General features: G+C 38.0%; 9 protein-coding genes and 2 pseudogenes. 6 read left to right on the forward strand and 5 right to left on the reverse strand.

The window, feature by feature from the left end:
* The 5 genes from FE813_RS04810 to ispC all read left to right on the forward strand — a co-directional run bounded on the left by FE813_RS04810 (position 1) and on the right by ispC (position 5,253).
* On the forward strand, positions 1-492 hold the full coding sequence (locus FE813_RS04810; RefSeq protein WP_139989665.1) for a YajQ family cyclic di-GMP-binding protein: 492 nt from the start codon (positions 1-3) through the stop codon (positions 490-492).
* An 83-nt stretch (positions 493-575) separates the two neighbouring features.
* Positions 576-1,457 (forward strand): Hsp33 family molecular chaperone HslO, encoded by an 882-nt coding sequence (gene hslO / locus FE813_RS04815; protein WP_139989667.1) that lies wholly within the window; start codon positions 576-578, stop codon positions 1,455-1,457.
* Between the two features lie 173 nt (positions 1,458-1,630).
* A complete protein-coding gene (gene pckA / locus FE813_RS04820; protein WP_139989669.1) occupies positions 1,631-3,247 on the forward strand; it encodes a phosphoenolpyruvate carboxykinase (ATP) in 1,617 nt (538 codons plus the stop codon).
* Between the two features lie 151 nt (positions 3,248-3,398).
* Positions 3,399-3,956, forward strand: coding sequence for a ribosome recycling factor (frr, locus tag FE813_RS04825; protein ID WP_005632773.1), 558 nt, complete (start codon positions 3,399-3,401; stop codon positions 3,954-3,956).
* Positions 3,957-4,065: 109 nt separating this feature from the next.
* Positions 4,066-5,253, forward strand: coding sequence for a 1-deoxy-D-xylulose-5-phosphate reductoisomerase (gene ispC / locus FE813_RS04830; protein ID WP_139989670.1), 1,188 nt, complete (start codon positions 4,066-4,068; stop codon positions 5,251-5,253).
* Positions 5,254-5,419: 166 nt separating this feature from the next.
* Here ispC and FE813_RS04835 read toward each other — a convergent pair.
* From FE813_RS04835 to gss, 5 genes and pseudogenes are all read right to left on the reverse strand, one after another.
* Positions 5,420-5,875: pseudogene (locus FE813_RS04835) on the reverse strand (transposase); the annotation flags it as partial.
* A pseudogene (locus FE813_RS10860) lies at positions 5,849-5,950 on the reverse strand (IS3 family transposase); the annotation flags it as partial. The pseudogenes FE813_RS04835 and FE813_RS10860, both read right to left, overlap by 27 nt.
* Positions 5,951-6,059: 109 nt before the next feature.
* The gene (locus tag FE813_RS04840; protein WP_139989674.1) at positions 6,060-6,413 is read right to left on the reverse strand and encodes a helix-turn-helix domain-containing protein; all 354 of its coding nucleotides are present in this window, start codon (positions 6,411-6,413) and stop codon (positions 6,060-6,062) included.
* A gap of 96 nt (positions 6,414-6,509) precedes the next feature.
* Positions 6,510-11,027: a S6 family peptidase gene (locus FE813_RS04845; protein WP_139989675.1), complete on the reverse strand. Its 4,518-nt coding sequence runs from the start codon at positions 11,025-11,027 to the stop codon at positions 6,510-6,512.
* A 215-nt stretch (positions 11,028-11,242) separates the two neighbouring features.
* A complete protein-coding gene (gene gss, locus FE813_RS04850) occupies positions 11,243-13,132 on the reverse strand; it encodes a bifunctional glutathionylspermidine amidase/synthase (protein WP_139989677.1) in 1,890 nt (629 codons plus the stop codon).
* A gap of 229 nt (positions 13,133-13,361) precedes the next feature.
* Between gss and yedE the strand changes: the two genes are divergently transcribed.
* Positions 13,362-14,420 carry a YedE family putative selenium transporter gene (gene yedE, locus FE813_RS04855; protein WP_065250037.1) on the forward strand — a complete coding sequence of 353 codons (1,059 nt, stop codon included), beginning with the start codon at positions 13,362-13,364 and terminating at the stop codon, positions 14,418-14,420.
* Positions 14,421-14,519 lie beyond the last annotated feature (99 nt).

A 14,519-nucleotide genomic window follows, 5' to 3' on the forward strand; every position in this document is an offset into this window, starting at 1 on the left:
ATGCCATCTTTTGATATTGTTTCTGAAATTACTTTACACGAAGTCCGTAATGCAGTGGAAAATGCCAACCGTGTGCTTAGCACGCGTTATGATTTTCGTGGTGTAGAAGCGGTAATTGAATTAAATGAAAAAAATGAAACGATTAAAATTACCACAGAATCTGATTTCCAACTTGAGCAATTAATTGAGATTTTAATTGGATCTTGTATTAAACGTGGTATTGAGCACAGTTCTTTAGATATTCCTGCAGAAAGCGAACACCACGGTAAACTTTATAGTAAAGAAATCAAACTTAAACAGGGTATTGAAACAGAGATGGCGAAGAAGATTACTAAATTGGTAAAAGATTCTAAAATCAGAGTTCAAACTCAAATTCAAGGTGAACAAGTGCGCGTGACAGGTAAGTCACGCGATGACTTACAGGCAGTCATTCAACTTGTTAAAGGTGCTGAATTAGGCCAACCATTCCAATTTAATAATTTTAGAGACTAGGATATAGTTATTGAGGTTTAAACTCATAGAAGTATGCAAAATTACCGCATATTTTTCAATGTATTATCGATGAGAAATAGTTAATGACAGAACAGGAAAAACATATTCAAGACAATGACAAGCTTTACCGTTATCTTTTCCAAAATCGTGCGGTTCGTGGGGAATGGGTTCGCTTAAATAAAACATTTACTGATACATTAAATATCCATCACTATCCTAAAGCAGTACAGGATTTATTGGGTGAAATGATGGTGGCGACTAATTTGCTTACAGCCACACTAAAATTTGACGGCAATATCACCGTACAAATTCAAGGCGATGGCCCATTACGCTTAGCATTAGTAAATGGCAATGATCAACAACAAATCCGCGCCCTTGCTCGAGTGGATGGGAACATCACTGAAAATATGAGTCTGCACAATATGATTGGTAAAGGCGTATTGGTCATTACTATTGCACCAAAAGAGGGCGAACGCTATCAAGGTGTAATTAGTCTGGATAAACCAACGATCACAGAATGCTTAGAAGATTATTTTGTACGCTCAGAACAGCTTCAAACTCAATTAATTATTCGTACTGGAGAATATGAAGGAAAGCCGGTGGCAGCAGGTATGCTATTACAGATTATGCCTGATGGTTCTGGTACATCAGAAGATTTTGAGCATTTAACTACGCTCGCAGCAACAGTAAAAGACGAAGAATTATTTGGCCTCCCAGCAGAAGAGTTACTCTATCGTTTATATCACGAAGAAACCGTCAATCTTTATCCAGCACAAGATGTACAATTTTTCTGTGGCTGCTCAGCAGAGCGTTCTGGTTCTGCATTACTGCTCATCTCCGATGAAGAAATTGATGAAATATTAGCCGAGCATAAAGGCAGTATTGATATGCAGTGTGAGTGCTGTGGTACACACTACTTCTTTAATAAAGAAGCGATTGAAAAATTAAAATCAACAAAACTTTAAAAACAATCCCGACGCTATGTCGGGATTTTTGATCTACGTCATCAATACACCTAAAAATAGGTAATGAAGAGCTATAATTTTTCAAAAATGAGATCTAGTTAACATTTTTTTACATTGACATTCTTTAGAATAGGCAACAGTTAAATTTTAATCTTAAATATTAGAGGTGACTTATGACATACTTAAACAAAGTAGTAAAAGAACTTGAAGCGCTAGGCATTTATGACGTAAAAGAAGTTGTCTACAATCCAAGCTACGAGCAATTGTTCGAAGAAGAAACCAATCCAGGTTTAGAAGGCTTTGAAAAAGGTACTTTAACTACGACTGGTGCAGTAGCTGTAGATACTGGGATCTTCACTGGCCGTTCACCAAAAGATAAATATATCGTATTAGATGAAAAAACCAAAGATACTGTTTGGTGGACATCTGAAGCAGCGAAAAATGACAACAAACCAATGAACCAAGCTACATGGCAAAGCTTAAAAGACTTGGTAACTAACCAACTCTCTCGTAAACGCTTATTTGTAGTTGATGGTTTCTGTGGCGCTAGCGAACACGACCGTATTGCAGTACGTATTGTAACTGAAGTTGCATGGCAAGCACACTTTGTGAAAAACATGTTTATTCGCCCAACTGAAGAACAACTCAAAAATTTTGAACCAGATTTCGTTGTAATGAATGGTTCTAAAGTAACCAATCCAAACTGGAAAGAACAAGGTTTAAATTCAGAAAACTTCGTTGCCTTCAACTTAACTGAGCGTATTCAATTAATCGGTGGTACTTGGTACGGCGGTGAAATGAAAAAAGGTATGTTCTCAATGATGAACTACTTCCTACCACTTAAAGGTGTAGGTGCAATGCACTGCTCAGCTAACGTTGGTAAAGATGGCGATGTAGCAATCTTCTTCGGCTTATCTGGCACAGGTAAAACAACCCTTTCAACCGATCCAAAACGTGAATTAATCGGTGACGATGAACACGGTTGGGATGATGTTGGTATCTTTAACTTTGAAGGTGGTTGCTATGCAAAAACCATTCACCTTTCAGAAGAAAATGAACCGGATATTTACCGCGCTATCCGTCGCGACGCATTATTAGAAAACGTAGTTGTTCGTGCAGATGGTTCTGTTGATTTTGACGACGGTTCAAAAACAGAAAATACTCGCGTGTCTTACCCAATTTATCACATCGATAACATTGTAAAACCAGTTTCTCGTGCTGGTCACGCAACTAAAGTTATTTTCTTAACTGCAGATGCATTTGGCGTATTACCACCAGTATCTAAATTGACACCAGAACAAACTAAATACTACTTCTTATCTGGTTTCACAGCAAAATTAGCAGGTACTGAGCGTGGTATTACTGAACCAACTCCAACTTTCTCAGCATGTTTCGGAGCAGCATTCTTAACGCTTCACCCAACTCAATATGCAGAAGTGTTAGTAAAACGTATGCAAGCAGCCGGTGCTGAAGCTTACTTAGTGAATACTGGTTGGAATGGTACAGGCAAACGTATCTCAATCAAAGATACTCGCGGAATTATTGATGCAATCTTAGATGGCTCAATTGAAAAAGCTGAAATGGGCGAATTGCCAATCTTCAACTTAGCCATTCCTAAAGCATTACCAGGTGTAAACTCTGCAATCTTAGATCCTCGCGATACTTACGCAGATAAAGCACAATGGCAATCAAAAGCTGAAGACTTAGCAGGTCGTTTTGTGAAAAACTTTGTTAAATATGCAACTAACGAAGAAGGAAAAGCTTTAATTGCAGCTGGTCCTAAAGCTTAATTAAAAATACTAAAAATATTAACCGCACTTTGGGTAACTGAAGTGCGGTCATTTTTTATCTGTTTTCAAGCTGATAAATGTATTCAAAAATTGACAAAAATCCAGTAAAATCACTGTGTTTTAACTTTCGTCAATTAAAAAGGACAATGCAATGCTTAACCAAATTAAAAAAGATGCTCAAGATCGTATGGAAAAAAGCCTTGAAGCATTAAAAGGCCATATTTCAAAAATCCGTACTGGTCGTGCACAACCGAGTTTACTTGATGCAATTCAAGTTGAATATTATGGTGCAGCGACGCCACTTCGCCAATTAGCAAACGTAGTGGCGGAGGATGCGCGTACTTTAGCTGTAACCGTTTTTGATCGTTCTTTAATTTCTGCGGTAGAAAAAGCAATTTTAACCTCAGATTTAGGTTTAAACCCATCTTCAGCGGGTACTACAATCCGTGTTCCGCTTCCTCCATTAACAGAAGAACGTCGTCGCGATTTAATCAAAATTGTAAAAGGCGAAGGTGAACAAGGTAAAGTTGCGGTTCGTAATGTGCGTCGTGATGCGAATGATAAAATCAAAGCATTATTAAAAGACAAAGAAATTAGTGAAAACGAACAACATAAAGCAGAAGAAGAAATCCAAAAAATCACAGACATTTACATTAAAAAAGTAGATGAAGTATTAGCGGATAAAGAAAAAGAATTAATGGATTTCTAATCATAAAAAATGCGAAAGGCAGACAGTTTTGTCTGCCTTTATTTTATTAGGTATGCGAATTTAGACGTACCAATAAAAATATAATCAACAAAAGTGCGGTAAAGATTCTATGCAAAAACAAAACATTGTCATTCTTGGTTCAACGGGATCAATAGGTAAGAGCACCCTTTCCGTTATCGAAAATAACCCTCAGAAATATCATGCATTTGCACTCGTAGGCGGAAAAAATGTAGAAGCAATGTTTGAACAATGCATAAAATTCCGACCACACTTTGCGGCTCTTGATGATGTGAATGCCGCTAAAATTTTACGTGAGAAATTAATTGCACATCATATTCCAATAGAAGTGTTGGAAGGACAACAAGCTATTTGTGAACTTGCTGCACATCCAGATGCTGATCAGATAATGGCATCGATTGTTGGAGCTGCAGGATTGTTACCGACTCTTTCAGCGGTTAAAGCAGGTAAACGGGTATTACTGGCAAATAAAGAATCATTGGTAACCTGCGGACAGCTTTTTATTGATGCCGTAAAAAACTACGGTGCGAAGCTTTTACCAGTAGATAGTGAACATAATGCGATTTTTCAATCATTACCGCCAGAAGCACAAGAAAAAATTGGTTTTTGCCCACTTTCTGAATTAGGTGTAAGTAAAATTATACTCACTGGTTCTGGCGGGCCATTCCGTTACACGCCACTTGAACAATTCACCAACATCACACCAGAACAAGCGGTTGCACACCCTAATTGGTTTATGGGTAAAAAAATCTCTGTCGATTCAGCTACAATGATGAATAAGGGCTTAGAATACATTGAAGCTCGCTGGCTTTTCAACGCAAGTGCGGAAGAAATGGAAGTCATTATCCATCCACAATCAATTATTCATTCTATGGTACGTTATGTTGATGGCTCAGTCATTGCTCAAATGGGAAATCCAGATATGCGTACGCCAATTGCAGAAACTATGGCATATCCTCACCGCACTTTTGCTGGGGTAGAACCACTTGATTTCTTTAAAGTCAAAGAACTGACGTTTATTGAACCTGATTTTAATCGTTATCCAAATTTAAAACTAGCTATTGATGCCTTTGCTGCGGGTCAATATGCGACAACAGCAATGAATGCAGCTAATGAAATTGCCGTACAAGCATTTTTAGATTGTCAAATTAGCTTTATGGATATTGCAAAAATTAATGAGCGTACTATTGAGAAGATTACACCGCAAACTATTCAATATATTGAGGATGTATTGGAAGTTGATCGTTTAGCGAGAAAGATTGCTGCAGAACTAATATAAAAGTGTGATGTTGCGTTTATATTCTTATTATGGATAGAGTTTATTTACTACTAATAAAAAAGTACGGCAAAATATGATCTGACCCCAAAAAGTTAGACTGTTATTTAAAGGATTGTTTTCGATATTGTATCGGACTCAGTCCTTTTAATTTTACTTGAGTCCGTCAATGATTATAGTAATCTCTGACAGCATCAACTATCTCTTCTCTACTGTTAAATTCCCGACCATAAAAACATTCCGTTTTTAATCGCCCAAAGAAACTTTCCATCTCGGCATTGTCCAAGCAATTCCCTTTTCTCGACATACTTTGAATGATGCCACAAGCTTTATTTAACCTTTTGACGGCTTGCATTAACATGCCCTCTACTTGCTCCCAGTTTGGGGAATAGCTGAGGTTATAGGAGACTATCTCATTGTTAAATAAGTCTAAAATTGGAGATAAATAGACTTTACCTCCATCTTTCGCCTTAAACTCGGTAATATCGGTTACCCATTTTTGTTTCGGGGCTGTTGCACTAAAACCGTGTTCAAGATGATTTGGAGCAATATGGCCTATCGTGCCTCGATAGATGGTAAATTTCTTGCTTTTTCTTGACCGCACTTGAAGCCCAATTGCCTGCATTAAACGTTGGACTTTTTTATGATTCACGCCTGACAAACAGGCATGAATGCGTAGATAGCCGTAATCAGGATTAATGTCTTTATAAGGGCCTTGTCTTTATCTGGCTTAACTTGAAGTTGGGAAAAGAACGTACTACGCGCTAATCGTGCAAAACTCAATAGCCATGTTAAGGGATAATGCGTTCTCAACCTTTGGATAATTTCCGTTGCTCGGCTTCGTCCTGAAGTCTGAGCCTTCTCAACTCCTTTAGGTAGGCTACCTCCGCTTCAAGCTGTAAAATTCTCAAACGTAAACGGTCTTCTTCAGTTTTGGGTGGCGGTGGCATTCTGGCATATTTAGGTTTCATCGGCGGTCGTCCTGATGGTTTACGGGGAATCAATCCATTTATGCCATTTTTTTCAAACCGTTTCAACCATGTCCCAACTAAGGCGTTGGAGGGAATATTGTAAAAGCGCGCGGCTTCTCTAATACTCATTTTCCCATTCAAAATAGGTTGGAGAGCCTGTAATTTAAATTCGATTGTGTAGTGTTTACCCATAAAAAATCTGCACCTCAATTGTTGGTTTGGTTAGTCCAACTTTTGGGGGGCAGATCAAATATAGCCGTACTTTTTTTATTTACTTACTAGATAATGCTACCAAGTAAAACCGACCTTTAATGAAGCAAATTTCTGTGGTGCAACATCAGAGCCCTTAAGCATTCCAATATTCGTGCTTATATTCCACTGTTTCATCTGCGCATTAAAACCAAGTTCATGAGTAAAATAACGTCCAAATTGTTGTTTTAATGCGACATCATTGACGCTTAATACTCTCTCAATGGCAAGTTTTCGTTGAGTGGTATCATAGTAATTGCTTGAGAAACTTGGGGTGAATTTTACACCATTTATATCAAACGTTTTATCTAACATTACACCAGCACGGTAAGTAGTTAAATGTAACGTTTTACTGTTGATATTTGCACCGTCTAATTGGTAGTTTGTGCTAGATAGACTGTAGTAGCGTATACCAATTGAAGGTGTGACGTGAATTCCCCAGTCCAAAGAAGCCCCAATATTTCCACCTGCACTAAAAATATTACGGTGGAACGTTTTGTTTTCTTCATCAAATTTTACATTGTTACGACTGTGCCCATAACCTAAGTCAAAACTTGCAAAGACACCATTATTCCACTCACCTTTAACAAAACTATTTATGGTAGTTAGTCGGCTTGTACCTGATACATTTTCATCAAACTCATTATTTGCACGAGAATGAGAAAGCACCGCACCAATTTGTATGGTCGAATTTAATGCCTGTGCTACACCGATTTGAGTTAAAGTTAAATTTTGCTTATATGAACGATTATAGTCAGAGCGATAAGTTCTCTGACTTGCTTCAGTATTCACCCAAACATTTGATTTATCTTGGCTTAATAAATGACGATCTAAATTTCGTCCAATTTGCAATGCTGAATTGATATTTGCAGATAGTTCTGATAAAGCCGTATTGGAATAACGACTAATCAGTTGAGCTTGCACTGGCAGAGCAACAGTCGAAGATTGAGAACTTAAAAATTGCTGAATTTCCTTCTCAGTTTGATAAGCCTTTTCAAGACTATTCAGTAATGCTAATACCGCCTCATTCAAGGAAACTTGCGCAGAATTAACCGCACTTCGATTGCCAGAGGTTTGAGCGTTAATTAAAGTTTGTTGAGCTGATTCAACACGTGTAATGTTTGCATCAATTTCCGCTTCAAAGGCAGTAATGTTACTTTCATCTGCCACTTTTGCAACTTTACGACAAATATCAGAAGAAAGCCCTTGAACTTCACAGAGCCACTGTGCATAACTTGCCTTATTCATTTGTGAATCATTTTTTAAACGATTAAATTCTGCTTGTAACTTATCGTATTGAGTCGAAAGCGTATTCACAGTATTTCTCATACCAGTTAGCATTTGCAGTAATTTTTGAGCTTGATTTTCACTCTTTTCTACCTGAGCTCTTAAGCCTCGATACTCATTACGTTGATTTTCCAAACGTGCTTTATATTGAGTAAATTGGTTATATAAGTTACGACGTTTAATAAAGCGAATACGCCAAGTACGATTATATTCATAAAAAACATTATCAATTTGATTATTAGTTTGGCGAATATCAGCTAACAAACGCTCAATCTGAGCATCATCTTCTGTTTTTTGTTTTTGTGCGTGACTATATTCACGAGTTAAATTAGCAAGCTCTAGTCTTTTGCTATTTAGTTTATTCTGAACCGATTCAAATTCACGCTGACTATTTAATATTAATTGGTTGTTATCCCGAGAATGTAATTCTGCATCACGTAACGGGTTATATAATCGATAATCATTGCTACGATTTGTTAAAATATAACGATAAGCCCCTAAATCGACATAGCCATTTTCAAGAGAAAATTGCGCATCCCCAATAGCTTGTTCAGGATGATTTAATTTAACTAAACTTAATGGGTTTACCTCATTGGGTTCTCTCCCCGTATTTTTCACAGAAAGAAGATATGCTCCTGATGCTAGTCCATTTACTGTAATATGATCGCCACGACGTTCAGCAATATTAGTTAAAAAACGAAAATGCCCATTACCCGTCAATTTTCCATTTATTGTCAATTCATTAAATTGTACCCAACTACGATAATCCTTATTTAGCTCATCATAGCCCGTATTTAATGTAACTTGACTATTGGGCGAAAATTCGAGATTTCCCACCGAACTATTACCTGTTAGCATCCATTGGCTATAGGGTTGTAAACGAATTTGAGTCATCGGTGTTGCATTTACACGCCCCACTAAATGCGCTTTACCTAGATTAAATTGACTCGTTTCTTTTAAATCGATATTACCACTTACTACTGTTACAGGAACACTATCAAAGGCTGCCTGACTTAGTATTTTATTTTCAGTACAACTCGTTATTCCTGTATATGAGGCACGGATACACTCATTGGATTTATTCTGAGTAAAACCGAGTTGGATTTGAGCTTGATGACGAGCATTAATATTCCCTTCTAACAAGCTCACATTACGACTACTTTCTAATTTGCCATTACCTGAAACATTAAATTCATGAGCCTTGAATTGACGATTAATCCAACTATTTTCATCTATGACTTCTTTTTGGTTTAAATGATCGTAAGCATGCGGAGTTGGGATGCCAGAAAGCACTAAATGACCCGCAGATATGTTTAAATTGCCATTTAAGTTAGTACCTCCATTCAAAACAAGCACACTATTGTGATAATTCGGGTTGTAATTAAACGTTAATGCACCGTTATAACGCTGAGAATCATACTCACCAAGGAAACCACTAAAGGTATCTAAATGTTTTTTTGCATTTTCTTGAGCAAGTGCATTCTTTATAACTTGTTGTCTGTCGTTACCTAAAAATTCCCAGTCATTTGTTGTTTCCATATCCCAAGGAAAATAAGCACGTGGATTTTTTCCTTCTTTTAGGCGGAAATAATCTAATCGGTTATTTCTATAATTATTTTTGTATTCATAAATAGCTAATGATGATGTTGGTTCTTGCCCCCATTTTACCCATTCAATATTTTGTTCAGTAAGAGCATCTCGACCAATAATGTGAATGTCGGCAGATTGAGTGCGGTTATTATTAACAATCTTTGCACCCTCATCTGCATTTTGAATTCGATGGAAAGTTAGATTATTGCCATTTATATCTAAACGTCCTCCTCGGAAGCCAAAATAAATGTTATCTGGATTAACCTGTTTGTTATTTGCCAGTATAACAGTTGCCCGGCCACTGGTAATTCCTACTTGATTAAAGGCCTGTTGCTGTCCATTCAGCATTTTTTGATCAAGAACAACTGTACCATCACCCACACTAATATCGCCTAGGTTTTTACCTTGACCATCAATATATAGCGTACCTGTTCCCAATTTTGACAGACGGTCATTAATAGGATTTTTTACGCGCCAATGAACAGTTTTATCGCCATTCACCACAATGCCTGAACCAAGCCAAGTATAATCATTGTTATCAACTTGAACGGTTATATTCTGATTAAAATGTAACGCCCCCGCACCCTGATTAATATTGTTTTTCAATATCAATGTTGAGCCGTCTCCTCCTTGAAAATGAATTGTCTTACCGTTTTCTAATGAAGGGCGAAATTGATTATTATCCTGAGATTTCTTAGTCAAGTCAGCAACTGGTAAGGTAATATTCTGATTACCAACTTGTAAAATACTTATTCCATTATTCTTATTATCCCAAGTTATTCTTTTGGCATTTAGCTGGACGGTTATTTCATCATCCTTGAATGCTTTTTCAATGGTATCGGGCTGAATAATTGTATAGATATTATTTGAACTATCATAACCTGCATAAGTTGATAATACTCCTACTAATACCCAACGTTGTTCTTTAGCATCATAGGCTAAAAGCGCAGAACCACTATCGCCTGGCAAGCCATAGGTTCCTAACGTATCATAAAGATCACCGTTAAATAGCACCCAATTATCCATTGAGCTATTAGGTTTAAGTGGTGTACCGCCTGTAAGATAGTTATACGCAGATGTTAATGACGTTTTTACTTTTCCGTCCTTACTGCGTAAATATTGAGTACCAGAGCCGACTCGCACAAAATATGGGTAACGATTCTTATTTAAGAATGCATTATTATATGGTCCAGTCCTTCTAACATTATCAAAAGCAATATTATTTAACGAAATTGGCGCAACTTCGGTGACTAATTTATGTAAACGTGGTGCATGAAAATCAAGGGTAGGGTGGTTATTACGTTCTGTAATAAGATAATTAAAGTGATGATTATCAGTGTTGTTGCTATTTTCACCAAATTGTACTGAGCCATAACCTAAGTTATGCTTTACGCTAGCAATGTATTGAGGATTAAATAAGGTCGCAACGCCGCTTACCCGACTTGCTACGTGTAAATCAGGCATAGCCCAATGGGGCAACATAGTTGAAACTTGCTGACCCTGTTTATTAAAAATTGGAATATCCTTCGCCCCCACCGAAAATACACCTTTATTTTCGGCAAAATCACGGAAATATTGATAGTCCACATCATTGCGAACCATAGATGCTTGAATACTTGAACCTGCTAAAGCAAGACTTAATGCTAATAGCGTTGGACGAAAAAAATAAATTCGATGCATAAAGTTTCCTTAATAAAATAAAACAAGGAGACCTTTGTGCTAATGCTTTAGAGAAAATAAAATTGAGTAAGGTATAGTGAAAACCTGAAAGTTTTTTAATTATGCACAGATAATAATAAATTTGAAGCAATAATGCATACAAATAATTTTAATTCACTCATGTAAAATGATTCAATTGCTCTTTTATTAAATAATTAAATCATTAAATCATATTTTTACTGTTCAAAGAACTGCTTATCCTTCAACACCCTCAAAGGCTGCATATCACTATTTCCCATGATGACACGACCTGAATCAGAACGTAGGCAAGTGCCACCATAATGCCCTCCCACGGTAAAAGTACAGATTTGCAAATATTGATCTTCCACTTGTGGTAAGCACCAAAGCTGTTGATAAATACTATCTTGCTGACCAAACTGTCCATCGGTTGTGTCTAGCATGGAATTATTTTCACCAATCAATTTAACGTTATCGCCTCGGCGACCTGCAATTGGTTTTTGTGCATAGCCGTTTTGAATTAAGTTTGGCGTGAGATGAAAACTTGCCTCTAACAAATAACGATGGTTAGGAAATAAAGACCAAAGCACAGGCAAAATCGCCTTATTACTTGGAATTGCCGTCCAAAGCGGTTCATAAACCAACACTTCTGGACGAAGTAGTACATCAATTAACCGCACTTTATCTTCAGGATAACCAGTGCGAATAGGTGGTGCGACTTCCATTCCTGTTGCATCTTCACGAAGTTGTTCCAGCATGGTTTCCCACGCCCAGGTTTTCCAAACAGTTTGAACTTGGTTATTTTCATCATCAATCAGGCGACCATGATTATCCCAATGCAATCCTTCTGTGCCATGAATAATTTTGGCTTGGAACCCAGCTTGTACCAATGCTTGTTGCATAAACATGGCGTGGTAATCTTCTTCATCATCGTGATCTTGCAAAATATGAACTAATTTTGAGGCTTGACTATGTTGCCAACAATCAGCTAACGCATTACGTAAACCATCGGATGGATTTTCACCTAATACGCCACCAGCTTGTTTTGCCCAACGATTCATAATATCGCCTGCCTCAGCATGGCAAGAGGCTGAGTCTGCATTATATTCATAGACTTTCAAACCTCGTTCACTCATACAGAAATCTAGACGACCAGTAATCGTCTGATAACGGCGATTTTGCCAAGAAAGTCTTAAGCGTGGCCAAAGGAGCTTCGGAATATTGAAATACTGCAACAGATTATCATCTTTGAGTACTTTGTCTGTCGCATGCAAATACATTAAATGCAGTTCGTTAGTGGCGTGAATTAATTCCTGTTGAGCACTTTCAGACATAGCAAAATAGCGATATTGATCAGAATGGCTCACTTTATGCCCACCCATCGCCTTGATATAGGCCATATCAAATGGTTCATTTTCATTTAACCATTTCCCACTAAATTGTCTGTGATTGTTAACATGATGAGCTTGTAACTGAAGTGCGGTGGATTTTGGGAAAGGTTGAGGCTCTGAAAATTCAGTATCATTTGTTTGAATCATCCAGCCAAGAATTGTTGTATCATCGAAAGTATCTTGTAGAAAATAGCCTTGTTCTGAAACAATCATCGGCAATTCACGCGTCCATTGCTGACCACTTGGCAAGCGAGAATGAATTACATTTTGCTCGGCGATTCGAATGCGATCAGGCAACACCTCGGTGATAATTGCCACATGCCCCGTGTGTTTAAATTCGCCCCCTTCTTGCCAAATTAATAAGGAGCCTGCTAGAGGTTTACGTTTACAACCATTAGCAAATGCCTGCAAGGGCAACAAGGCATCGTTCACCACTTGGCGTAAAAAACGTAAAGAAAAGATCTCGTACGCCATACCAACATCGGCAAACACAACGCCATGATTGAGATATAAATAACGACGTGCAAATTCCACACACTGCCATTTATAGCCCATATATTCTCGTCCTAGATAACTCCGAAATGCGGCATCATTCGGGAACTCTTTATCATCTGCAGTATTGTAATCTGAAGAATAAATTGCCACGCCACCAGGTGCATATCCAAGCAAGCTACCAAAAGGATCGTGGGTGATGATGTTGGCTGAACGTTCTGTCATAGTATTTTCCGAGTAAAAAATGAATGTAGTTAGTATAGATCTTTTATTTTCATTACGACAATCAATAAAAATTTTACCGCACTTTTTTTCGTAGCAAATTTTTGATTTATCTCATCTTTTCATCAAATCATTCTTTACCATTTAACTTCTTAGACTAAAATGAACGTGCTTTTCGAGTATTCGAGAGTACACAATTTAGTTTAACTTTAGATATCACAAGGGTTTCATTATGAAAGGATCAAAATGGCCTGTGGTTGCAGGTGCTGCACTTGGTATCATCGCTCCACTACTTACTTATAGCGGAAATCCCGGCAACATGGGATTCTGCGCAGCCTGTTTCTTACGCGATACAGCTGGCTCCATTGGCTTACATCAAGCTGCCCCACTTCAATATATTCGCCCAGAACTCATCGGATTAATATTCGGTGCATTAGTGAGTGCGTTATTTGCAAAAGAATTCCGTGCTCGTGGTGGCTCATCGCCATTCATTCGCTTAATTTTAGGGGCATTTGCCATGATTGGTGCCCTAACATTCTTAGGTTGTCCATGGCGTGCATATTTGCGTCTAGGAGGTGGCGATTTATCTGCTATTGCAGGTATAGTTGGTTTATTTGTCGGTGTACTAGGTGGAATTTTCTTTAGCAATCGAGGATTTTCGCTCGGCAAAGCAAAAGAACAAGCCCCCGTTACAGGCTGGATTTCTGTCATTATCGCAGGTTTATTACTTATTGGCGTTATCACACAATTTAGTTTTGGCGAAGGCTTACCCCTTTATTTCTCACAAAAAGGCCCCGGCGCACAACATGCATTTTGGGCATTATCTTTAGCAGGCGGGCTAATCATAGGCGTATTAATGCAAAAATCACGTTTCTGCTCAATTGGCGCATTCCGTAATTTTATTCTATTCCGTGATTCTTCGTTATTGAACGGTGTCATCGCTTTAGTGGTATTTGCTGCTATTACCAATGCTTTACTTGGTCAATTCCATTTAGGTTTTGAACAACAACCTGGTGCACATAATCAATATCTTTGGAACTTCCTCGGCATGGCACTTTGCGGCTTATGCTTCGCCCTTGGCGGTGGTTGCCCAGGCAAACATTTAGTTCATCTTGGTGAAGGCGATAATGACTCCGCTATTTTTGTGCTTGGTATGCTTTTAGGTGCAGCTGCAGCCCACCGTTTAAACCTTGCAGCTTCAGGCTCTGGCATTGGTGAATTCACGCCTTACGCTTTAGTTCTTGGATTTATATTCTGCGCTTATATTGGCTTTACCAAAAAATCCGCTTAATTCACTTTCTATCTGCACTCATCATGAGTGCAGATTTTCTTTTCCTTGCATTATCCCCCTTACAGTGTCAAACTCTCCGCACTTTTTAAAACTGTAAAA

Origin of the sequence: Haemophilus seminalis, from assembly GCF_006384255.1 — a bacterium.
In the GTDB taxonomy this organism is placed as follows: domain Bacteria; phylum Pseudomonadota; class Gammaproteobacteria; order Enterobacterales; family Pasteurellaceae; genus Haemophilus; species Haemophilus seminalis.